Origin of the sequence: Streptomyces sp. NBC_01439 (genome assembly GCF_036227605.1) — a bacterium.
Lineage (GTDB): Bacteria > Actinomycetota > Actinomycetes > Streptomycetales > Streptomycetaceae > Streptomyces.
Window position 1 is genome coordinate 9,140,033 of sequence record NZ_CP109487.1, and the last position, 22,916, is coordinate 9,162,948.

17 protein-coding genes are annotated in these 22,916 nt (G+C 70.7%); 4 read left to right on the top strand and 13 right to left on the bottom strand.

Going from position 1 to position 22,916, the window contains the following annotated elements; genetic code table 11:
- Nucleotides 1-90 precede the first annotated feature (90 nt).
- The 3 genes from OG207_RS41660 to OG207_RS41670 form a co-directional block, all read right to left on the bottom strand.
- Nucleotides 91-1,179: an alpha/beta hydrolase gene (locus OG207_RS41660; RefSeq protein ID WP_329106644.1), complete on the bottom strand. Its 1,089-nt coding sequence runs from the start codon at nucleotides 1,177-1,179 to the stop codon at nucleotides 91-93.
- A 297-nt stretch (nucleotides 1,180-1,476) separates the two neighbouring features.
- The gene (locus OG207_RS41665; RefSeq protein WP_329106646.1) at nucleotides 1,477-1,734 is read right to left on the bottom strand and encodes a hypothetical protein; all 258 of its coding nucleotides are present in this window, start codon (nucleotides 1,732-1,734) and stop codon (nucleotides 1,477-1,479) included.
- 681 nt (nucleotides 1,735-2,415) lie between these two features.
- Nucleotides 2,416-3,306, bottom strand: a complete 891-nt coding sequence (locus OG207_RS41670) for a hypothetical protein (protein ID WP_329106649.1) — start codon at nucleotides 3,304-3,306, stop codon at nucleotides 2,416-2,418.
- Nucleotides 3,307-5,460: 2,154 nt separating this feature from the next.
- Here OG207_RS41670 and OG207_RS41675 point away from each other — a divergent pair.
- Together OG207_RS41675 and OG207_RS41680 are read left to right on the top strand one after the other, a co-directional pair.
- Nucleotides 5,461-5,637 carry a hypothetical protein gene (locus tag OG207_RS41675; RefSeq protein WP_329106651.1) on the top strand — a complete coding sequence of 59 codons (177 nt, stop codon included), beginning with the start codon at nucleotides 5,461-5,463 and terminating at the stop codon, nucleotides 5,635-5,637.
- Nucleotides 5,638-5,777: 140 nt separating this feature from the next.
- Nucleotides 5,778-6,461, top strand: coding sequence for a DUF6461 domain-containing protein (locus tag OG207_RS41680; protein ID WP_329106653.1), 684 nt, complete (start codon nucleotides 5,778-5,780; stop codon nucleotides 6,459-6,461).
- Nucleotides 6,462-6,539: 78 nt separating this feature from the next.
- Here the strand turns inward: OG207_RS41680 and OG207_RS41685 are convergent, their stop codons facing one another.
- Nucleotides 6,540-7,814, bottom strand: coding sequence for a PucR family transcriptional regulator (locus OG207_RS41685; protein WP_329106654.1), 1,275 nt, complete (start codon nucleotides 7,812-7,814; stop codon nucleotides 6,540-6,542).
- 244 nt (nucleotides 7,815-8,058) lie between these two features.
- Between OG207_RS41685 and OG207_RS41690 the strand changes: the two genes are divergently transcribed.
- The gene (locus OG207_RS41690) at nucleotides 8,059-9,402 is read left to right on the top strand and encodes a lipase family protein (protein ID WP_329106655.1); all 1,344 of its coding nucleotides are present in this window, start codon (nucleotides 8,059-8,061) and stop codon (nucleotides 9,400-9,402) included.
- Nucleotides 9,403-9,469: 67 nt separating this feature from the next.
- Here the strand turns inward: OG207_RS41690 and OG207_RS41695 are convergent, their stop codons facing one another.
- A complete protein-coding gene (locus tag OG207_RS41695) occupies nucleotides 9,470-10,162 on the bottom strand; it encodes a formylglycine-generating enzyme family protein (RefSeq protein ID WP_329108257.1) in 693 nt (230 codons plus the stop codon).
- On the bottom strand, nucleotides 10,162-10,377 hold the full coding sequence (locus OG207_RS41700; RefSeq protein WP_329106657.1) for a hypothetical protein: 216 nt from the start codon (nucleotides 10,375-10,377) through the stop codon (nucleotides 10,162-10,164). The genes OG207_RS41695 and OG207_RS41700 overlap by 1 nt, the downstream gene beginning before the upstream one ends.
- Before the next feature lie 171 nt (nucleotides 10,378-10,548).
- On the opposite strand from OG207_RS41700, the gene OG207_RS41705 reads away from it, so the two are divergent.
- On the top strand, nucleotides 10,549-11,793 hold the full coding sequence (locus OG207_RS41705) for a hypothetical protein (protein ID WP_329106659.1): 1,245 nt from the start codon (nucleotides 10,549-10,551) through the stop codon (nucleotides 11,791-11,793).
- Between the two features lie 81 nt (nucleotides 11,794-11,874).
- Here OG207_RS41705 and OG207_RS41710 read toward each other — a convergent pair whose 3' ends face one another.
- The 7 genes from OG207_RS41710 to OG207_RS41740 all read right to left on the bottom strand — a co-directional run bounded on the left by OG207_RS41710 (nucleotide 11,875) and on the right by OG207_RS41740 (nucleotide 22,733).
- Nucleotides 11,875-12,447 carry an NADPH-dependent FMN reductase gene (locus OG207_RS41710; RefSeq protein WP_329106661.1) on the bottom strand — a complete coding sequence of 191 codons (573 nt, stop codon included), beginning with the start codon at nucleotides 12,445-12,447 and terminating at the stop codon, nucleotides 11,875-11,877.
- Nucleotides 12,448-12,571: 124 nt separating this feature from the next.
- Nucleotides 12,572-14,224: a serine/threonine-protein kinase gene (locus OG207_RS41715; protein WP_329106663.1), complete on the bottom strand. Its 1,653-nt coding sequence runs from the start codon at nucleotides 14,222-14,224 to the stop codon at nucleotides 12,572-12,574.
- Nucleotides 14,225-14,832: 608 nt separating this feature from the next.
- On the bottom strand, nucleotides 14,833-15,507 hold the full coding sequence (locus OG207_RS41720; protein ID WP_329100979.1) for a DUF4097 family beta strand repeat-containing protein: 675 nt from the start codon (nucleotides 15,505-15,507) through the stop codon (nucleotides 14,833-14,835).
- Between the two features lie 403 nt (nucleotides 15,508-15,910).
- A complete protein-coding gene (locus OG207_RS41725; RefSeq protein ID WP_329106665.1) occupies nucleotides 15,911-17,527 on the bottom strand; it encodes an alpha/beta hydrolase in 1,617 nt (538 codons plus the stop codon).
- A 1,213-nt stretch (nucleotides 17,528-18,740) separates the two neighbouring features.
- Complete coding sequence (gene metX, locus OG207_RS41730) at nucleotides 18,741-19,928, bottom strand: homoserine O-acetyltransferase MetX (RefSeq protein WP_329108259.1); 1,188 nt, start codon at nucleotides 19,926-19,928, stop codon at nucleotides 18,741-18,743.
- Nucleotides 19,925-21,286 (bottom strand): bifunctional o-acetylhomoserine/o-acetylserine sulfhydrylase, encoded by a 1,362-nt coding sequence (locus OG207_RS41735; protein ID WP_329106668.1) that lies wholly within the window; start codon nucleotides 21,284-21,286, stop codon nucleotides 19,925-19,927. Before OG207_RS41735 ends, metX begins: the two co-directional genes overlap by 4 nt.
- Before the next feature lie 718 nt (nucleotides 21,287-22,004).
- On the bottom strand, nucleotides 22,005-22,733 hold the full coding sequence (locus tag OG207_RS41740; RefSeq protein WP_329106670.1) for a GbsR/MarR family transcriptional regulator: 729 nt from the start codon (nucleotides 22,731-22,733) through the stop codon (nucleotides 22,005-22,007).
- Between the last annotated feature and the right edge of the window lie 183 nt (nucleotides 22,734-22,916).

The window sequence follows — 22,916 nt, forward strand, 5'->3', positions numbered from 1 at the left end:
CGCGGCGCACGGTCCGGTCGGCGGGGCCGCGGCTGAGGGCTTCCCGGTCGGGCGGCGCCCGGCCGTCAGGCCTGCGCACCCACTCGCCACCTATTGCGGTTTCGGGCCCTTCATCAACTTGCTGAGCTGTTCCAGGGGGCCCTCCGTCATGCCCCGGACGTAGTCCCAGCCGTTGTGGTCGCCGCCCTGGATCTCGTGGATCGTGACCTTGATCGGCTCCTTGCCGAACTGCTGCTGGAACTTCTCCATCCGGTCGCGCCCGCCCTCCTTGGTGCCGTACTGGAAGAGGATGTCGACCGCGGGGCCCTTGTCGTTGATCAGCTTCGGGGCGAGCTTTTCGGGGTTGTTCGCGTCCATTTCCGCCTGGTGGCCCTTCCAGAGCGGGGAGTCCGGGACGATCTCGCCGCCGTTGGCGATGACGGCCCGGAAGCGGTCCGGCTTCTGCAGCAGCTGTTTGAGGCCGACGAAGGCGCCGGAGGAGTTGCCCATGAAGGCCCAGCCGTCGCGGGACTTGTACGTACGGAAATTGGCCCGGGCGAGGTCGGGCACGTCCTCGCCTATCCACGTGCCCATCTTGGCCTGGCCGGGTATGTCGGAGCCGTCGTAGTAGTACTTGGCGTCCGGGTTGAGGATCGGCATGACCAGGATGAACGGGAGGCTCTTGCCGGCTGCGGCGCCTTCGGCAACGGCCTTCTGGAGACCCAGCTTCGGCATGGTCGCCCAGTAGTTGTCGGCGTTCCCGTTGCCTCCGGGCAGCGCGATCATGACGGGGAAGGCGCTCTTGGCGTACTCCGGGCGGTCGTATTCCTTGGGAGTCCACACCCAGACGCTGCCGTCGAAGCCGGACTTGGCGCCCTTCACGCGGGCCTTGGATATTCGGGTGCCGTCGTCCAGCTTGACCGTCTGCTTGAAGTCGGTGAAGGGCCCGGAGGGGAGGGAGACGTCCGGGTCCGCGCTCGGGGCGGAGGCCTGTTTCCCGCCGCCGGTCTCCTTGTTGCCGTCCGCAGGGGCAGCGGGCTTCCCGTAGCTGACGGACGCGCCGTTCCCGTCGAACCAGTCCGTCGTCCAGTAGATCAACCCGGCGCCGGTGCCGGCGAGCAGGGCCACCGCCACCCCGGACGCGATCCACACCTTCCTGCGGGATCGCCTGGGCTGCTGCGGCTGCGGGTACTCGTGCACGAACTTTGCTCCGAACGGGGCGGCTGCCCTCGGGCGGGCAGAACGGGTGGGTTCTCCTCTTTGGATGTGTTCTGGACCCGAAGGGTTGCAAAAAATGCGCAATTAATATCGTTCATATTTCAAATGAGCGCGTCCGTGTCGTTGCCCCACCGGCACGGACGCGACGTGCGAAGGACCGGCCACGCCCCCGCGCGACGGGAGGTCAGCCCCAGCGGGCCAGCGGCCCGCGGCGGGTTCGTCCGACAGACCCGAACTAGACGGCGCCGTGCGGTCGGGCCACGGGGGCCGGCTGCCGGTTCACCGTTGGTACTGCAGAGCGTCGGCACCTGCGGCGATGACCTCGGCGAGCCGGTTGGCGACGGCCGCGTTGCAGCCGCCGAGCCGCACGAAACCGTGGCTGGCCACCGGCCCGTCGTTGCACAGGGAGGGAAGGGTCATGCCGGCGAGCGCGAGCGCTGCCTGGAGATTGGTGACCGCGTCTTCGCCGTCCTGGTAGGCGGCGTCCTGAAGCCGCTTGTACTGCATCCGCTCGGCGTGGCTCAGTTCGTACACCATGGTTCTTGCCCTTCGGGGGAGGTGGGGGAAGTGTGAGGGGTGGGGCGCCGGAGCGCGTTGTGGATTCGTTCGGTTCGGTCCGTCGAGGTGCGGCCCGCGGCCCGGCCCGGCCCATGACCCATGGCCCCTGGGCGCACGGCTGCCACGGGTGCCGCGTCGCTCATCACCGAGCCGGCGCGTTCGCCGCAGATGACGGCGGGGCGCGGCGGTGCGGAACGACGTCCCGTTCGGACGTGCCGCGGCAGCCGGATGTCCGGAGTGCGGGCCAGGGCTCGGGTCACATCCCGGCGAACGGGCCCGGACCTGGGCATGAACCGTTGGGTCAGTCTGCGCACGGCCCGTGACCATCGCTTTGGATCTTCGTTTCAAAGGTGCAGGCGAGCACCCTTGTGACGCGTGGGAAGGACGGGGTTGTCCAGGAAATTGGCGACTGTCACTGCCTCAGTTCTTCGCGGTCGCCCCGCACGGGACGTTCGGCCTCCGTGCGTCGTAGTCCGGCAGGGCCGTTCCCGTCGGCCCGCTCGCGCGGGAGCCCAACGGTCGGTCCCGCCGTGCTCGGCGTCAGCACCTCAGCCCGTCGGTACGGCACCGTTCGTCCCTTCGAAGCCCGAGCCGAGGGCCGTGGCCCTGGCCGGCACACCGGACGCCGCCGCACGAGACGCCGCCGCACGGGTACGACCGTCATGCGCCGTACCCGAACCTGCGACCGTTGGACGGAGAGCGGTTTTCCCTCCCGTCCGCCACGGAGTAGCCGGGACGGACACCGTCCGGGCCGCTGCGGGCCGTGGCCGTCTGCCCGGCCCCAAGGATGGATGTCGACGGGTTCCGGTGTCGGGGAGCGGCTTGGCGGGGCGGCCGCGTGAGCGTGATCTGACGGACCAGCTGCTGGAAGCAGGCCAGCGCCGCGACGGCGGGGAGCGCGGACGACATCTCCGCGGCGAGTGTTCTGGGTGCCTGGGCCACGCACAGGAGCGTCGCCAAGGTGGAGAACAGGAGGACGATCGCCCAGGAATGAACCGCACGGCGCTGGTGCAGCGCGGACCTGAGGATGGACAGCGAGGCGACCGTCCAGGGCCCGTAGATCAGCAGGGGCCACCAGCTCACCACTTCGCGGGCCGTGTGGAGTCCGGCGCTGTGGCGCAGGGCGTCGCAGATCGCCATCCCGCTGAGGACGCTCACCAGGGTGGCGATGATGGCGACCAGCACGGCGGTGAACAGGCTGCCCGTCTGCACCAGGGTCGCCACCGGCGTCCTCGACGAGCTCCGGCGGTGCCCGCTGGACGCTCTTTTGGCGGGTCGTTCGTTAGGGCTCTGCTTCAAGCCCGCGACGAGGCCGATGGTGCTGGTCGTGTCACCGGTGACGTCGTAGCTGGCGCGGGTGAAGGACTCCGGTTGTCCCGGTGCGGGATTCTCCTGGAGCAGGCTCGCGAGCTCTTCCACCGGATCCCACGGCAGGTGCGTCTCGCCCGACATGCCCAGCGTTTCCCCGTGCTCCGGCCGGTGCCAGGACATGGTGGTGGCCGGCTGCGGGTGGATGCCGTGGACGTCCGGGTATCCGTACGACTCATGCACGGGAGCGGCCGCCCGAGCGCTCGTCGACGGCCGTGGACGGTGCGGTGCTCCGCGACCTCCGGTCGAAGTCGACCTGGATCATTCTCATCGTATGAAGGAAGTCCTCGAGGACCGAGGACGAGTAACACAGATCGATTTCCAGGCCCTCGTCTTCCAGCGTCGCGTGCCTACTCTCGCTGCAGGCCGTTGATCCTGGAGTGAAAGTCCACTTTCCGAACCGGGTCGTCCCGGTGTGAAAACCGCCTCCCCCTTCGCCTTCTTCTGGAGGCCTGCGGAAGAAGAAGGGGGGCTTTGCTGTTGTCATATTCCATAAACGCTGTCGATGTTGGTCAGGGTATGCGCCATCCGGGTGATCGTGACGGATGGATAAGTATCGGCCCTGCTTCCAGTCGATTTTAGTAACGCGACAAGAGCTCAGCGGTCACGTCGTGTCGCGCCGCCAAGCCGCAGCTCAGGGAGGCGATGAGGGCGGGGTGACGTGGGCCGCGACGACTCCGGTGCGCACCGTGCGCCCGCCTGACGGCGCCGCCCGTGCATGACCGGATGCGTCAGCACGTGTCGTTGACTCGCCATATTTTCATCCCTCCATGTCGCTTCCCCGGCGTCGTACGGCCATGCGCCGCACATGAGCACGCCGGGCGCCGGCTCGCGCCGCCACTCATGGACTGATCATCGGTAAATCGACTGAGATGCCATTGCTGCGCATTGCTGCAATCGGAGGTCGAGGCGCAACTCTGCATATGCCTCTGCGTTATGCCGAACGGTCGACGGGGCTCAGATCGTGGGCCCCCTTGATCCTCTGCCTTCGAAAGGATCAGCTGTGGGACATCTTCTCCTGTGGATCGTGCTGCTCTCTGCCGCACTGGGTACAGGTTGCACTGCGTTCGCGTCATCAGGGACCGGCCGACTGTGGCGCGTGGACGCCCTCGAGTTGAGGCGCCAACAGCGGTTCGAGCACGTCCTGTCCTGTCATGTGGACGCCATTCGACTGTCTCGCGGGCAAGCCGCGGCGCAGGCGGAGGCATCTGTCGGAGCCTCGACCGGCCCCGTCGTGGAGCCGCTCCACGTCGTTCACGAGCCGTACTGGCCCCTCTGCTCCCCAGTGGGCCGCGTGATGCCGACGTCCGGCGACGAAGGTCAGAGCTTGCGATAGGCATTCGATGCTACTGCCGTACGGTAATGAGCCGATGATCTCGGGCGGAATGCCGCGCAATTCCCCACGTCGGCAGGGTGGGCATTCGATTGAAAGAGCAACTGTTAACGTCGAATCCTTAAAAACCCCGGCAATCTGCACATCGTCGATAGTGTAAAAACCCCGGCAATTCGTACATTGCCGAATCGCGGCGCCCTAGCCTCCGTCTGTACCGTCCGCACCGTCGACGGTCTCCGTAATTCCCGTTCGACGCACCTCCGTACTAGCGCTGACGCAAAGGGCGGGAAATACCCAAAATAAAAAAAATATCATCCTCTATTCCTGTTCCGTGCGGCCGAGGAGTAACTGATTTCGTGAAGGGACATGAGCATGGCTCCTGTGGTGACTTATCGGATCGAGGCTCTTGGTCGGCTGTGCGACACCGTCTCCGGAGGGCTGCCGCCCGAGCGGTGAGAACGGCCCGGGCCGCGCTGATGCGCGTGACCCGACACCTCGCCGAGGCGGTCACTCCGCCCGGCGAGAAGGGACCGATACGAGTACTCCAGGACGAATACAGGGCCGGCTTCCCCCTGCCCATGCCTCATCGAGCGAGCGCCCCGAGCGACCCCCACGGATGTCCGTGGTGCTTCGCCCTCGGAAACCCCGACCCTCCCGTCCGGCCCGACCCCGAGTGCTGAACGCCAGCAGGTCTCGGGCAGGACGGCCCTGCGGCAACGAGGCGGCCGTGCTCTCAGCTGCCCGCGTCATTGACCACGGACGTCGTTGATGCGCTGCAGGTCTTGGACGTGGCGAAGACCTCCGGTGCGGTGGGAGCTGCTGAGGAACTCACCGCGCCGAGGCCTTCTTGTTCCACCGTAGTGCCCTGCTGGCCGTCTTCGCTAGGCGCCTGCTGGTCGGTGTCGGCGCACGCGGGGGGCGCTCCGGCGGGCAAAGGGCTGTGTACCGCCCCGCGGACGTGATGCCGTGCCCTCCTGAGTACTCTCGCCCCGAGAGGGGACGTCATGGAGTCACTTGGGACCCTGTTCACTGCCGCGGCCTGGGGTGTTGCGTTGGTCAGCCTGCTGGGTGGGGTGATCGTCGTGGTGGCCGTCACGCGTTGGCGCCGTCGTGCGATCAGCGCTCTGGAGAGGAGCGAGGAGGAGCAGAGCGGACCTGCCTTCCGGGCATCCGGTCGGTAGGGAGCGCGAGCGCCGGGAGGTTGACCGGGCTCGCCCCGGCGAGGTCGCGACCGGCACCGACTCCGGCCGCGTACGACGGGGCCCCCATCAGCCCAGGGCAGCGCGCTCCGGTGTCAGTGGCCCCTGCCAGGATGGGACGAATGACCCTTGCCACCGCGGCCGACTACGGCTGGATACATTCCCCGTCCTCGATGTTCGCCTTCGGAATGGAGTTCGGGTACAGCCTGACACTGGTGCGGGGGGTCTCACCTTCGGAGTTGTTCCGGATCGTGGGGGCCGAGCCCCAAGGCGTGTGCGAGGGACTCGGCGAGCTCATCCACGAGCAGCAGGAGTTCTTGGGCGGGTACGACACGTGGCCCGACTCCTTCCTCGCAGGAGCGTTCACCGTGCAGGGCGAGGGAGGGGACTGGACCCTCGTCCTGGAGTTCGGAGGCGGCTTGGACATGCGCACCGACATCATGGAGGCGATCTCGGCCGAAACGTGCGCCGTCTCGCACTCCAGCAACGGGGGGAAGCCGATGGACTTCTTCCACTGGTACGAACAAGGTGAGTTGAGGACCACGTTCGAGTGGCCTGCGGACAGGACCGGCAGCACTCCGGATGCGCTCAACCCCCTGATGCTCGCGGTCGGCCTCGACCCGTCGGGGGAGGGGGAACCAGAGGTCGACGTGAAGGCGGCGGTCCTGGCGCTCACCGAGCGCCTCACCGGGGTGCGGGTGACCCAGGAGCTCCTGGCGGAGGCCGAGTACCACGTGGGGGAAATGCCGGAGGAGCCCGCCGAGGAGTGGGAGAACAACACCACCGACGGGGCGCCGGCGCACTGACAGAACCCTGCGCCATCCGACCTCGGCCCGGGCGACCCGAGTCGCACGGACGTGTTCGTGATCCGGGTTCAAGGCTCGTCAGCCCACGTCGCGTTTACCGGGCCGGACGGCGTCGTGGGCCGCCAGTGCGGCGCGCAGCGTCAGCGCATCGGCACCGCGGGCAGCGTCCAGTCCGGTGAACTCGGTCGCTTTGCGCAGACGGTAGTCGACCGTGTTCGGATGGATCTGGAGCCTGGCGGCTGCCCGGCGCCGGTCAAGGCTGCACGCGAGGAAGGCGCGTAACGTCACGAGCAGTTCCGGACGCGCGTCGAGGGGGGCGAGCAGCGCGGCGAGCCCGTCCCTGGCCGGGCCGGGACGGCTCAGCTGGTACTCGAGCAGCACGTCGTCGAGCAGGTACAGGCCGGGCCCCCGGCCGGACGACTCCGCTACTTCGCGTACCTCGCCGGCCAGCCGGGCGGCCTCGGCGACGCCCTCCGGCGTTGCAGCTGCCGCCGCGGCCCAGAGCTCGGCGCCGCACGTCCGGCCGAGCTGTTGGACCAGCTGGGAGAGCCGGTCCCGGTCCGCGCGACCGAAGTCGGCGGCCGGCGTCTCGTACGGGATCAGTACCAGCCCGCCGTCGCCGGACAGCACGGACAGGGGGACTCCCCTCGTCTGGCGCTGCAGTTCGTTGCGCAGCCGCCGGAGTTTGCGGCGCGCGGCGACCGCATGGTTCATGCCGGGCACCAGCTCGTCCGGGTGCGGTCCCACGGTGATGCTCAGCACCAGGTAGCAGGGCGGCAGACGGATGCCCGCGCGATCCGCCGCGACCTGCGGGCTGCCGCCCTCCAGCAGCCGGGACAGCAACGCCTGCAGGGCGACCTGCTCGTCACTGAGCGCCGTTCGCCGTTCCTGCACGTACCCGGCCGCGACCTCGCAGCTCACCAGCCGCAGATACGCGAGCAGTTGGCGCTGGACCCACAGTACGTCGCCCAGATCCCGCGGCTCGGCCGCCGAGAAGACCTGGGAGGCGCACTCCTCCGCACCCAGGTGATAGGCGCCGACCACGGCCTCCAGCGGCACGCCCTCGTCGGCACGCCGGGCCGAGGCCTCGCGGATCGCCGCCGCTTCGGCCTGCCCGGGCAGTTCGCCCGTGCGCAGGACCGCGGCGAAGCTCCGGATGCCGCGGGTCACCTGCTTGGCTATGTCACCGCCGAGGTGCTCCGCTGACAGCGTGCCGTAGACGGGCAGCCGCTCGACGAGCCGGACCATCACCGCACGTTCCAGAGCCGCGGCGGCGTCCTGAAGCCGCTTGTGGACCGGCACGCCGCCGAACTGCGGCACCGAGTCCCGTCCCCCCGCGTTGGATGCGGTCACAATTCACCTCGCACATTTCTGTTCCCCGCCCCGCAGACGCAGCCGCGTACCGGCCCGATGATGTTTCCGGGACATGTCCTACTGGTTGGTAACACGGTTGACCGGTGGATGGCCAGACGCGGCAGACCCCGGCCGCGTCGTTCCCCGCAATCCCCTGCCGGGGGCCGCCCGCCCCGGCCTGACACGCCGATGCACCCGACCTCGTAACGGCGCGTCAGCCCCCCCACCAGAAAACGAGGACCACATGTCCAAGGCAGCCGTTCGCCTGATCTCCGTCGCCGTCGTCATCGCGGCGGCCATGACCGCCGCGCCGGCGGCCACGGCCGCCCAGTCCACGCCCGCAGCAGCGACGTCCACGACGAGCGACCCGTTCTACACCTATGGCGACAGCACGCCCCTGTCCGCTTTCGCGCCGGGCACCGTGCTAAAGACCCGGACGCTGCAGTACCACCTCATCGGTATCGCCACGCCCCTGAAGGCGGTCCAACTGCTCTACCGCACCACCGACGCCCAGGGCCGCCCGGCCGTCAACGTGACCACGGTGGTGCGCAGCCCGACGGGGGACCGCAGCAAGGCGGTGTCCTACCAGTCGTTCTACGATTCCCTCAACCCGGAGGACGGGCCGTCCCGTGCGATCGCCGGTGACGTCACCCTGGGCGGCCTCATCCCGAACGTCGAGGCCGTCTTCCTGGCGCCGCTGCTGACCCGGGGCTACGACGTCGTCATCCCGGACACCGAGGGACAGCAGGCGCACTTCGCTGCGGGACCGGAGTACGGGACGAACACGCTGGACTCGATCCGCGCCGCCACCAAGTCGGCGCAGACCGGACTGAATTCCGCCACCTCATTCGGCCTCATGGGCTATTCCGGTGGTTCCATCGCGACCAACTGGGCCGCTGCGCTCGCGCCGAGCTACGCGCCGGACGTGCAGCGCAAGCTGGTCGGCTACGCCGAGGGCGGCCTGCTCGTCGACCCGGCACACAACCTGAAGTACGTGGACGGCTCACTGGCCTGGTCGGGCGTCATCCCCATGGCGGTCATCGGAGTCTCCCGGTCCTACGGCATCGATCTCAAGTCCTATCTCAACGGCTACGGCCTCGAGGTGTACAAGGACCTTGAGCACGGCTCCATCGTCGATGCCATCGGCCGATACCCCGGGCTGACCTGGAAGAAGATGGCGAAGTCGCAGTACGCCGACCCCAACTCGATCCCCGTGTTCGTGGAAGCGATGAACAAGATTAACCTCGGGTCGGCCGCCACCCCGGCCATCCCGGGATTCATCGCCCAGGGCGACGCGGGCGTCTTGGAAGGGACCTTCGGCAACCACCGGGGGATCGGAACGGGCGACGGCGTCATGGTCAGCGGGGACGTGCGGGCACTCGCCCGGCAGTACTGCGCCACCGGTAACTCCGCCGTCAAGTACAGCCAGTACGAGCTGCTCAGCCACACGGGGGCGGCCGTGGCCTGGGCCCCGGCCGCGCTGGGCTGGCTGGGTGACCGCTTCGCGGGCAAGCAGGCCCCGTCCGACTGCGGCCGCATCCCCGCGGGCAACTCGCTGGCACCGGAGGAGCCGACGTCGCGGTCCTGACGTCCGTGCGAGGGCCGGCCTGCCGCGCCCCGTGCGCGCGGCAGGTCTGCGCCCGGACGGTGACCGGTCAGGGCCGTAGGGAGCGGGCGAGCCGCACTCCCACGTCCTCGATCCGCAGCGTCGGGTGACTGCGCCGTCGTACGGAGGCGCGGCAGCTCCAGTGCTCGTCGAACCAGCCGCCGCCGCGCAGTACCCGGTAGGAGCCGTACACCTCGGGGTCGTAGAGGTCCCAGCACCACTCCCAGACGTTGCCGAGCATGTCGTACAGGCCCCACGGGTTGGGGCGGCGGCCGCCGACCTCGTGGATCCGTTCCCCGGAGTTCCCGCGGTGCCAGGCGATGTCGTCGAGCGGCCCGTAGCGGGGGCCGGTGGTGCCGGCCCGGCAGGAGAGTTCCCACTCGGCCTCGGTCGGCAGCCGGTAGCCGTCCGCGTCCCGGTCCCATGTGATGTGACCGTCCCCGCCGTCCCCGCCATCCGCCGTGGCGGCGGTTCCGGAGGTGTGGGGGAGGTGGTAGGCGGGGGTCAGCCCTTCCTGCCGGGACAGGGCGTTGCAGTACCGGACCGCGTCCCACCACGACACGCTGTGCGCGGGGAGCCGCCCGCCGTCCTGTCCGCCGTCGGGCCGTGCCGTGGCCACCTGCGCGTATCCGGCCCTGGTGAGCGGGTGCGCCGCGAGGCGGTACGGGGCGACCTCGACCGTCCAACTGCGCTCGGTGCGGCGGTCCGAGAGGGTGACGCGCCCGCCCGGCACGGCGATCATCATGCCCGGTTCTCCTGTTCCTGGTGGTCCGGCAGCAGCAACCGTGCGGCCCTCTCGCGGTTCCGGGCCTCCAGGACCGCGTCCGCTTCCTGGACGCGGTACCCGCCGACCGTGTCCGCAGCGGTGTCCAGGGACCACACCGGGGCGGCCGTGCCCGTGGGCGGCGGTCCGATCCGCGGTGCGCCGGAGCCGAGTTGGTCCACGTACTCGATCATCTGACCGAGGGTAGACGAGGTGGCCGGTGGGCACGGCACCCCGCCTCCTTCACGTAGGACCACCGGCCCGTCCGATCTGCCCGTCGTTCCGGGACGCGCTGCCCGCCCGCGCGGTCCTCTTCTTCCCCGTGGTGGTCGCGGTGGCGTTCGTGGGGTGGGTACCGTCTGTCCATGTACTTGATCGGTCCGGGGCACCAGCGGGGTCACGTCCTTCTCATAGCGGGGGACGCCGCGGTGCGCCGCGGCACGGTGCACCTTGCGCCGAGCGCGAATCTTGCCGCTCTCGCGATGGTGCCGGCTTCGGTGTTGCTGGGCAGCGGGCTTCCCACGGACACGGTGTGTCTGGACGGGGCGCGTGATCCGAACACGGTGCTGGCGCGGTTGCGTACGGCGGCCGCGACCCCGGGGCCGTTGCTGCTCTATCTTTCGGGCCGGCTCACCGCTGACCGGCGCGGCCGCGGGTTGTACTTGGCTCTGGCCGGGACGGCGCGGGCGGCCGTGCGATACACGGCTCTGCCCTGGGATTGGCTGGTGGGCGAGTTGCGGGGCCGTCCTGCCGGGCTGACGACGGTGCTCCTCGACCTTGCCGCGGACAAGGAGGCCTGGCCGTTGCTCCAGGAGGTCGGCGGTCTGCCGGGCCTCCCGTCTCCCGAGGTGTACGGGGTGGTGTGCCCGCCGGGTTTCGCGGCGGGCAGCGGTACGGTCAGCGGCTACACGCGGCACTGGATCGAGCAACTGCGCCGCAGTCCGTCCCGGCCGGCCGATGTGCAGTTGCACGCTTTGGCGGCGGGCGCAGCGGGCCTTCCGCCGGGTGCGCTGGTCCTGCCGACCGCCCGTGAGCTGGGCATGCGCCCGGGCCCGCAGCAGCAACCGCTGCCGCAGCAGTCGGACCGGCAGGGGGTGTGGCAGGAAGCCGGCGGGGCCGGCCCGCCCTCCTATGGAACGATGGGCGGAGTGCCGGGCGGAGGGTCGGGTGGGGATCCACGGCCGCACATCCATGCATTGGCTACCGCGGGCCGTCATTCGGAGGCGGCTGCTCTGGCCCGGGCGTGGGAGGAGCATGTCCGGCATGCTCACGGGTCCTCCTCCCCGGAGGCGGTCCAGTGGGCGGAGATCCGTGCGGATCTGGCACGGATGGCGGGTGATTTCCTGCTGGCAACGGGGTTGTGGATCGGGGCCTGCCGGGTTCGGCTGGCCGCTCAGGGCGCGGCGGCCCCCGAGGTCTATGCCGCGGCGGCCGGGGCGCTGTACTGCTGGACCCAGCTCGGGGACCGGGCTTCGGCGGTGGAGTCGGGGCCCGAACTGCTCGCCCTGCTGCGGACCCTGCCCGCTCTGGATCCCCGATACCTGCGGCTGGCGCAGGCACGCCTGGACGTACTACGGGTCCCCGAGCTGCCGCGTGCCGTTCCCACCTGACCCCGGGACCGGCGGTCGGACTACCCGGCTGCACTGCAGCCGGGCCGCGCCGGGCCGCCGGGCAGCCGGGGTGCGGGGTCGTCAGGCGGCTCGGTTGCGTGCTTCGTCGTGCTGGCGTGCGGTGCGCAGGGCGTGGCCCCACCACAGCAGGTCGTCGAGGAGGAGGTTCGCGGCCCGTGCGGCGGCATCGGAGTCGTGGGGTGCTCCGGTTTCGTCGAAGGGGAACCGGTGGAAGCTGACGGTTTCGCGGAGCGTCGTGGCGTGGAGTTCGGCGAAGACGGGGCGGAGTTGCTCGACGGCGCGCAGGCCGCCGGAGAGGCCGCCGTAGGAAATGAAACCGACTGGTTTGCGCCGCCAGATCTGCCCGGCGATGTCGATGGCCTGCTTCAGGGAGGCGGGGAAGGAGTGGTTGTACTCGGGGGTGAGGACCACGTAGGCGTCCGCCAGGGTGAGGCGTTCGACGAACGCGTGGCCGTGGGGCGTGAGGTCGGGGGTCCAGTGTGCCGGGAGGTCGGCGTCCGCGAGGTCGGCGACGGTGAGTTCGACCTCGGTGCGGGCGGCCGCGATGGTTTCGAACCAGCGGGCGACGGTGGGGCCGAACCGGCCTTCCCGGGTGCTGCCGACGACGAGTGCGATGCGTAGCGGAGTGGTCATGGCCCCATGTGTAGAACATCAAGTCCGGTTGAGGTCAAAGGGCTGACGGTCGAAGGGCTGACGGGCCAAGGCGGGAGGCGACCCGTCGCCCGCGCCTCGCGGACCACGGGCCGCGGGCCGCGGGTCATGGGCGGCGGGCCAGCGCCGCGGGAGCACCCGCCGACTGTGCACCCTCCGATTCCAGTGTGAGGCGGTCGGGGTTCGTCATCGTCAGCACGTACAGGTTGCCCCGCGGGCACTCGAGGAGCGCCGCACGGTCCGTGGGATGGCTGGTTGCCGCTTCGAACACCGCGCTGTTCCCGCGGACCTGCTTCAGCCGCAAGGCCTCGGTGCATCCCAGGTTCTGCCCGGTGGTGACCTCCTTGAGGTCACTGACCTGCCGGCCCACCAGCTCGCCCACCGCTCCGCCGTTCAGTGTGACGGTGACCGAGAACTCACCCGTGCGCGCCCGGGACACACCGTCCGCGTCGGGTGTTCCGGGTCCGGCACCCGACCACGTACCGGCCCACGCGGCCGGCAACGCCCCCGCCGGACCCGTTGCTGGCGCGGGTGAGGACGCCTCGGGGGTGGGGGCCCGCCCGCTCCCGTCGCTGCCGTCGCGGTGCCCGGGGAGCCACACCGCGAGTGCGACGGCTGCGGCGACGGCGGTGGCACCGGCGGCCGCACCGGCGCCCCGCGAACGCAGGACCGCTCGCCCCGGCCCGAGCCTCGGGGGTACGGGGGAGTGCGGCGGAGTCCCGGCACCGGCGAGCGCCCCCGGCAACGCCGAAGGTAGCGGCGGCGTCGGCGGGGGTGAGAGCGGTGCGGGCACGGATGCGGGGAGGTGGCCGTCCGCACCGGGCGCATGGGGGGTGTTGGTCGGAGACGGCGGGAGGGTGAGGAGACGGCGGAGCTCGGTCTCCCGCCGCCCGGTCTCGGCGGCCAGGGCCCGGGGCGTGGCGGGTCCCCACCCTTGCGTCGTGCCGCCAGCGGCCAGCCGTGCCGCTACGTCCTCGGCGAGGGGACGTTGGTGCGGGTCCTTGGCCAGGCACTCCCTCACCAGCGCCCGTAGCGGCTGCGGCACACCGTCGAGGTGCGGTTCGTCGTGCACGATCCGGTACAGCAGTGCCGGCAGGTCCAGTTCCTCGCCGTCCGCCAGGAAGGGGCTGCGGCCGGTCGCCGCGTACACGAGCACCGCGGCCAGGGAGAACACGTCGGCCGCGGCCCCGGCCACCGCGCCGGTGGCCTGTTCCGGCGCCAGGAATCCGGGTGTGCCGATGACCGTGCCGGTGCGGGTGTGCCGCGGGTCGCGGACCGTGCGGGCGATACCGAAATCGATCAGGAAGGGCCGCTCAGTGCCCAGCAGTACGTTCGCCGGTTTGATGTCGCGGTGGACGACACCTGCCGTCCGTACGCTGACGAGCGCCGCCGACAGTTCCTGTCCCAGCTGCTGGACGGCCGAGGCCGGCAGCGGCCCCCATCCGCGTACCCAGTCACCCAGCGACGGCGCGGGCACGTACTCGGTCGCCAGCCACTGCGGGGAGGCCCCCGGCGCGCTGAAATCGACCACCGATACCGTCCACGGGCTACGAACTCGGTCGCTGGTGCGTATCTCCCGGTCGAAGCGGTGTGCGAAGTCCGCTTCCAGGCTCAGCTCGCGGTGCACGGTCTTCAGGGCGAGCGCCCGCCCGGACAGCGTCCGTGCCAGGAACACCTCGCCCATGCCGCCCGATCCGAGCCGTGCCAGCAGACGGTACCCACCGATCTCCAGCGGGTCACCGGGCCGCAAAGACTCCATCACTTCCCCCTGTCCCCACGGCCGCTGCCGGTCCGCGCCGCGCGCGGCCCGGGTGCCGGGCCGCCGTGATGGACCCTAGAGGACGAGCCCTCGCCCCGCCCGCTCAGGGGGAGCAGGGCAGGAGCCCGCCGCCGTCATGCCCCCGGACGAGCAGGTAGTGCACAGGAGAGGCTCCTGCCGCGATCCTTCGGTTTCCGCCGCACGGTCATCGCGGTGTGGCCGGATGGTCACGGTCGACCGGCCGACGGGCGGGGTTCTCGGCGCCGAAACCGGTCGTGACCGGGACCGCGTGCCACCTCGGCGTGGTGGGGCGGCTCAGCGGAGTGGGGATCCGCGGCCCGGCTGCTGCGATGGGAGAGCCGCTGGTACGGACCTCGCGTGGGTCGGGGCAGGGCGCGGGGGAAGTGCGTGCGGCAGGCCGAAGGGTCAGGCGGCCCAGCGTTGTCGGGCCTGATGTTGATGTCGGTGCAGGCGTTCGCGGTGGAGAAGAGCCGGCCGGCCGGAGGGCTCGTGTCTCCGGCGGGCTTGGAGCAGCTGGTCGAGGAGTCGAATCGGTCTCGCCCTCGGGACCCTTCGCCCGTGCCCGTTACCGGCTCGGGTGGGGGTTCTCAGTTGCTGCGGGCGGTGATGTCGCCGTAGGAGGTGGTGGCGCGGATGGTGAGGCCGGCGTCGGCGCCGTCGGTGTTGTTGAGGGCGTTGTGGATGCGGCCGTAGGCGGTGCCGGCGTCGAGGGTGGCGGAGACCCCGCGGGCGGCGCCGATGGTGATGTCGCCCGACTGGGTGGTGAGTTCGACGGTGCCGGTCTGGGCCTCGGCGATCTGCAGGTCGCCCTTCTGGGTGGTGATCTGTGCGGCGCCGCCCAGGCGTCCCACGGAGACGTCACCGGCCATCAGGGTGAGGTGGGCGCTCGCGGTTTCGTCGAGCTTGACCGTGCCCTGGGCGCTTTCGAAGGTGACGTCGCCGAGGCGGCCGACGCCGCGGAGTTCACCGGCCGCGGTCTTCGCCTCGATGCGGGAGCCGGCGGGCAGCTGGACGGTGATCTCGACCGAACCCGGGTGGTTGCCGAGGACCCGGTTCTTCACCGGTGCGGCCGCGATCCGCAGCACACCGTCCCGGAACTCGGCCGTGGTCTGCTCGGCGGCCTTCACGTCACGGCCCTTGGAAGCGTCGGCCGGCAGGATCTCGACCGTGGTGTCGGCCCGGTCGGCCGCGATGAACCGGATCAGCCCGGCGGGGACGTCCAGAACGGCGGCGATCGGGGCGGCGGTGGCGAACTTCTGCATGGTGCTTCTCCTTCATCAGCGGCTGCGCTCCGTGCGCCCCGCGGTTTCTGATGAACGAAAAGCTACGTTGCGTTCGCAGAACTGGCAACAGATTCATTGCGCTGAATCTGCATCGCTGCAGGTCAATAGTGGGATTTCATTGCAATGGTTTCGAGCTTAACGCAACGTGCGACATGCGGCTCGTTGCAATGGAGTGAAGGTGAACGCTCTGGCGAGGGGGTCTCGGGAGGATGTCCAGCTCGGGCCATGTGCGACGGGTTATGGAATGGCGAACTGTCAGGATCAGCCGGTCGTAGCGGCGGCCGGGCCTGCTGGCCGCCCGGACGCACGTACGGGGCGCAGCCGGCCGATGCCAGCCGCGCCCCACCTCCGGTCCCGGTCCTTCAGGGCCGGGTCAAGTTGACTACAGGACGGGTATCACGTCGTGTGTTTCGTCGACCTCGGGGGAGGTGCTGCGGCGGTCGAGCGGTTGTGGGGGAGTTTCGTCCGCACAGATGGTGCCTCGGGCGGGCAGCGCCAGAGTGCTGAGGTAGGCGTCGACCAGGGTGCTGATGCATGCGCTGCGGTGGTAGGCGGTGTGCCCCTCGGCGCTGAAGGTGAGTAGCCGGCCGCTGGCCAGCGTCCTGGCCAGGGTTACGGCGTCTTGGTAGGGGGTGTCTGGGTCTCCGGTCGTGCCGAGTACCAAGATCGGGGCGGCCCCCGCCGCCCGGTAGGAGCCCTCGAAACGGCTCGGGCGTTCCGTCGGCCACTGCGCGCAGGTGGGTGCGTGGTTGTGGTCGTAAGTGGGGGGCCCGAGAGCGATGGGGGGTCCCATGAGTGGGGCGGACGCGGTCTCGGCGGCGATCAGTGTGCGCAGGAGTGGCTGGCTGTTCGGATAGAGGCGGTCGGCGCACTCGACGGCCGTGTTGACGCTGAGGAAGTCGAATGATGCGGGCGAGGGAGGCGACAGGAGGAACGAGGCCTGCCGCGCTTGGGCGGATCGCAGTGCCTGCCCCAGATAGGGCCAGATTTCCTTGCCTGCGTTGATGTTGAACATGAGGCGGTAGGCAAGGGTGTAGCCGGTGGCCGGGCGCCCGCTCGTGGTGATCACCGGGTGTGCGTCCAGATCTCGTTTCAGCTGCTCGAAAGCCTGTTGTGGATGGCCCTCACCGAACCCGCAGGCCGCCGCGTTGCGCCCGCACCAGTCCAGGAACCGGCCTACCGCTGCGTCTAGGGCGGCGAATTGCTCGGCGTCGTACGCGTAGGGCATGTCCGCGTAGCGGCGCGGATCGTAGGCCCCGTCCAGGACCATGGCACGCACCCGCTCCGGGAACCGGGCGGCGTACACGGTGCCGACGTAGCTGCCGAATGAACGGCCGTAGAAGGAGAGGGTCTCCTCACCCAGGGCCTGCCGGAGCAGGTCGATGTCGCCGGCGTTGGACCCGGTGCCGATGTACGCCAGCAGGTCCCCGGAGCGTTCCTGGCAGGCGGCGGCGAAGGCGGCGCCCTGTCGCAGGGCCTCCGTGAAGGCCCCCGGCCCGGGCGCACCGCGCGCACCGTCGACGGCGGCGGCGTACTGCGCGTCGTCCCAGCACTCCACCTGCCCGCTGCGCGCCACCCCGCGCATGTCGTACCCGACGACGTCGAAAGTGTCGCGCAGGGAAGTGGGCAGCGCTTCGTAGCTGTTGCGGGCGAAGTTCACACCGGAGTTGCCGGGTCCCCCGGGATGCAGGATCAGGACGCCGGTGCGCCGCGTCGGATCGGCCGCCGCCCGGCGGGTGACCGCGAGCGCGAGGGTGGGTCCGGCGGGCCGGCGGTAGTCCATCGGTACCCGGGCGGTCGCGCACTCGAAGCCGTCCTCCGCCCCGTCGCAAGGGCCCCAGGACAGCACCGGGACGGGCGGCGCCCCCGCCGCCCCGGTCGCCCCCGCCCCGGCCGCGGCGGGGCCGGGTGTTCCTCCCAGGAGGGCGGTCACCGTGATCAGGACCAGGGATATCCCCCAGATCACGCGCTTGCGGGGGTCGTCGGCCGAACGGGTCATACGGCGCTCCTCGGTCAGGGATGCTGCGGACCGGGCGACAACGTAGCGGCCGGCCACCGCCCCTGTCGGCCCGCCAGGAGTTGATTCCCGGCTACCGCCGGAGTTGTACGCCCCCGGCCCGCGGCGGCCGGGGGCGGCGTGCCCGGGACGGTGTGGGCCACGGTCGGGGGACGCGTCGCGTTGGTCCGTCCGATGCCGGGGCGGTACCCCGGAACGCCGGACGACGTCCGCCATCGTCCGGAGTGACCATTGCCTCATGAACGTCCCCGAGCCGCTGTTCGAGGATGACGTGGCGGCCGGGCCGAGCCGAGCCGCGCCGAGGCGTGGAGTGGCCCGTGGCCGAGCAGGTACGGGCGAGCTGGCGCGAGGGCCTTGCCAGGCAGGCGGTCCTGGACCACGTCCGTGAGTCGACGACACCGGGCGCGGCGTTCGCTGAGCGTGCCGGCCGACCGGATCGCCGCGTCCGACGATGACGGCACGCCGTGGGCCGAGCGGCCGATGCCGCCGCGGTTTGACTTCGTGCTCCGTATCCGGGAGGAGGAGGTGAAGGCAGCCCCTCCCCGTCGGCTTCGCCACCGTCGAAGTCATCGAGGCCGAGCCGTTCGATGCCTTCACCGCCCGCCCGCCTGCCCGGGCCGGGGCGGGGCGGGGCGAGAGGACGGTCCCCTCGACGGGGCGGGGTCGCCGCCCTGAGCGCGTGCGGAAAACGCGGCCACGTCCCGGACCCCGGTCCACGCCCGTCCAAGGACTTGAGCCCCCAGATGGTGGTGATCGCGTACGGCTGCTCCAGCGAAGGGGCCTCCGATCAGGGACGGATCACTATGGGCCTGTCCAGGCTTCCCGTTGCGCCGAGATCCCCTGAGACCTGCATCGATAGTCGTCATCCGTGGGGCTCGGCCGTCTGGGTGGACGGGTGGCTCTCGCAGGGGCGGTTGGCTGAGCGTGTGGAACATGCGCCTCTTCCATGTGCACCGGGCCGGCGTACCGGGCCGTGGTCGCAGGCCCGTGGCTGGATCGACCTAGTGCTCCGGCTCCGGAACCGGTCGGGCTGTGAGGTGGTGCCGGAACGGTCGGCCGATCCCCGGCGAAACGGTCGGATCCGACGAAGCCGGCAGCTGTACGGTCGTCGGATCCCCGCCCGCCCTCGATGCCTCTAGCGCGTGGGGAGCCCTCGCCAGGTGTTCGTCAGCAGTGTGGAGTCGGATCGGCCCCCTCAGTCGGTGCGGCGGGCCGGCGGGACCGGTGCGCCGTCGAGGAGTTCCCGCACCAATGCGGCGACCTGCTCGGTCTCCAGCAGGAAGCCGTCGTGCCCGTACGGGGAGCGGATGATCCGCACCCCGTCCGCGGAAGGGATACCGGCTGCGAGTTCTTCTTGCTGAGCGAGGGGGTAAAGGCGGTCGGAGTCCACTCCGGCGACCACCGTCCGGGCCGTGACCCGGCCGAGGGCGGTGCGGATGCCGCCGCGACCCCGCCCGATGTCGTGGGTGTTCATGGCCTCGGCCAGGGCGACGTAGCTGGCCGCGTCGAACCGCCGGACGAGCTTTGAGGCCTGGTGGTCGAGGTAGGACTCGACGCGGTACCGGCCGCCGAGCCGGGGCTGCTCGCCGTCCTGGGGTAGGTGTCCGAAGCGGGCCTGGAGTTCCCCGGCCGACCGGTAGGTGATGTGTGCGATGCGGCGGGCGATGCCCAGTCCCGTGTGCGGCCCCCGTCCGGGTCCGGCGTCGTGGTAGTCGCCGCCCCGCCAGAGGGGGTCGGCACGGATCGCGTGGATCTGCGCGGTGGCCCAGGCGATCTGGTCCGCGCTCGCCGTCGCGGGGCAGGCGAGCAGCAACAGCGCGGCCAAGCGCGAGGGTTCACCGACCGCCCACTCCAGTGCCCGCATCCCGCCCATGGAGCCCCCGATGACCAGCGCCCAGCGCTCGATGCCGAGCGCGTCGGCGAGCCCGGCCTCGGCGCGTACCTGGTCGCGCTGGGTCAGACGTGGGAAGGAACCGCCCCAGGGGCGCCCGCCGGGGCCCGGGGAGGCGGGCCCGGTGCTTCCCTGGCAGCCGCCCAGGACGTTCGGCGCCACCACGAACCACCGGTCCGTGTCGAGTGCCCGGCCCGGGCCGATGAGTGCGTCCCACCAGCCCGGGGTCGGGTGACCGGGTCCGGCGGCACCCGCGACATGGCTGTCGCCGGTCAGGGCGTGCAGCACGAGCACGGCGTTCGAACGGTCGGGGGCGAGCCGCCCCCAGGTCTCGTACGCCAGTCGCACCCCCGGGAGCACCCCGCCCCCCTCCAACTCCAGCGGCCGTGAGCGTCGGTGCCACCGGCGGCGGCCGGGCGGGTCCCCCTCCCGCCACGCACCGGTGGCGGGAGGGGGGACCGTGGTGGCCGGGGCCGCCGGGACGGCGCTCAGGACGCTTCCTTCGCGGCGCGGAACCCGGCCTCCAGGTCGGCCTTCAGGTCGGCCGGGTTCTCGATGCCGACCGACAGGCGCACCAGCCCGGGGGTGGTGCCGGTGGCGGCCAGCTGCGCCTCGTCGAGCTGGCTGTGGGTGGTGGAGGCCGGGTGGATGACGAGGCTCCGGACATCGCCGATGTTCGCGAGGTGGCTGAACAGTTCCAGCCCGTCCACGAACCGCCGGCCCGCCTCCACGCCGCCCCGTAGCTCGAACGAGAGCACGGCCCCGGCACCCCGCGGCAGGTAGCGGCGCGCCGCCTCGTACCAGCGGCTCGACGGCAGGCCGGCGTAGTGGACCGCCGACACCTCGTCGCGCTGTTCGAGCCACTCCGCCAGGGCCCGGGCGTTCGCCGAGTGCCGCTCCAGCCGCAGGCTCAGTGTTTCCACGCCCTGGAGCAGCAGGAACGCCGAGTGCGGTGCGATGGCGGGGCCGAGGTCGCGCAGCAACTGCACGCGCAGCTTGACGGCGTACGCACCTGCTCCGAGAGCGGGCCAGTAGCGCAGTCCGTGGTAGCTGGGATCGGGTTCGGTGAAGTCGGGGAAGCGCTCGGCGTGCGCGCCGAAGTCGAAGGTACCCGCGTCGACGACCACACCGCCGATGGTGGTGCCGTGCCCGCCGAGGAACTTGGTGGCCGAGTGGACGACGACGTCCGCCCCGTGCTCGATGGGGCGCAGCAGGTACGGGGTGGGCACGGTGTTGTCGACGATGAGCGGAAGGCCCGCCGCGTGCGCGACGTCGGCCACGCCCCGGACGTCGAGGACGTTGCCGCGCGGGTTGCCGAGGGTCTCCGCGAACAGTGCCTTGGTGTTCGGCCGTACGGCCGCCCGCCACGCGTCGAGGTCGTCGGGGTCCTCGACGAAGGACACCTCGATGCCGAACTTCGGCAGGGTGTGCCGGAACAGGTTGTACGTGCCGCCGTAGAGGGAGGCGCTGGAGACGATGTGATCGCCGGCCGAGGCGACGTTCAGGAGAGCGAGGGTCTCCGCGGCCTGCCCCGAGGCGAGGGCGACGGCGGCGACACCGCCTTCGAGGGCGGCGATGCGCTGTTCGAGGGCGTCCTGGGTCGGGTTGTGGATGCGGGTGTAGATGTTGCCGGGTTCGGCCAGGGAGAAGAGGTCGGCGGCGTGCTGGGTGTCACGGAAGACGAACGAGGTGGTCTGGTAGATCGGGACCGCGCGGGCGCCGGTCGCCGGGTCGGGGGTGGTGCCGGCGTGGAGCTGTTTGGTCTCGAACGACCAGTCCGGCGTCCCGGCTCCGGAGGGCTCGCTCTCGGGGGTGTGACCTGCGGTGACGGCATCGATGGGCTGGGTCATGGGTGTCTCCTCGGAGATGAGGGTGAACAGCGTGGCGGCAACCGGCAACCGGCAACCGGCAACCGTTAACTGGCCACAGGCGTGCGGAAGGGAGGTACGGCGCCCCTAGGTGTGGGCGCGGACAGGGAGAGGCGGCGTGGGCGGCGCGTCGGGGTGTTCACCGTGCAATCGCGCCCCGGCATCGAACGGTTCCCGTCCGGCAGCCGTGGCGGCAACCCTCGCCACCGCCGCAACGGTCACGAGGGAGGGCGTGACTGTGTACGGCGGGTACGTGGGGTGCGAGGGTGGAGGGCGCGGATCTATGCCGCGCGGCGCCGCGTCAGTTGGTGACGGGACAACCCGTGGTCGTGACACGCACGTAGTCGACGTGGCGACGGGTCACGAGTACGGTCATGGGCCCAGATAACCACAGGCGGGGCGGGATGCACCAGGTGTTTCAGTCAAACCGGTGAGATGGCCACCTGACCCGGTGCGGGACGAGCGCCATCCGCCGACCCTGCCTGCCTCCCGCAACTACCCATCGAGTCACGCCGTATGACGGACAGCCGCATGTCGAACGGGAAGCGCGTCGTCGCGTTCGTGACCGGGCGCACGGGCCTCGCCGCGCCCGGGGTCTGTCCCGAGCAGCGTCCACGGGCGGCGCTTCGCCCGAGGGCAGGCAGGGTGGTGCGACACCTCCGGTCGGTCGATCGGCGGACCGAAGGTGTCCTCCAGCACCTCAGTCGGACGTGTTCCGCCTCGCGGCGTCGGCCTGCCGCCATTGCTCGGCTGCCTCGATCATGGTCCGGCCAACGTGCTCGAAGAAGTGGCCTATGTCTTGCATCCGGGTGCCGGCGGGTGTCGTGGCGCCGAGGACCTGGGCGCCACGAAGGGCGAAGTCGGCCAGCAGGGCGTTCTGACGGGCGCTGGCCATCCAGCCCCGGAACCAGGCATCGGCGTCGATGACGTACCGGTCGCGTCGTCGACCGGTGTCGCGTTCGCGCCTGATGAGTTCCTGCTGTTCGAGTTCGCCGACGGCTTTGGAGACGGATGCCGGGCTGACCTGGAGGCGCTGAGCGAGCTCGGTGGCGGTCAGGCTGCCTCCATCGGTGACGTACAGGCACGTCAGCACTCGGGCGGTCATCCGCGGGAGACCTGTACCGACCATCATCGCCGTGAACTGTTCCTCCAGTTCGAGGACTGCCTGGGGGTCGCGTCCGTGCGTGCCGCCCGCGCTCGGGGAAGCGGCCGGGGCCGCGGGCTGCTTGCGGCGGCGGGCGCGCCCTGTGGTGGCGCGATGGGCCGCGTCGGCCCGATAGGCGGCGGGGCCGCCGTTGCGGGCCACCTCTCGGGTGACGGTGGAGATGGGCCTGCCCAGGCGCCCGGCGATGTCGGTGTAGCTGAGCCCTTCCCTCAACCCCTCGGCGATTGATTGCCGTTCGTGGTGGGTCAGTCTGCCTCCGGGCATCGCCATTGCCTCCGTATCGGTTCCGCGTGTGCGGCCAGTATTGCTTTCGCAGCCAGGTCATTGCAAGTGGCGCCTCGGCGACTTTTGCATTCGACCTCATTGTCATTGCAATAGTTTTCGGCTCTGACCTGCATGCTTGCTGAACGGGTCACTTTTTCGATTGACGAAATAGTGAAAGCAATT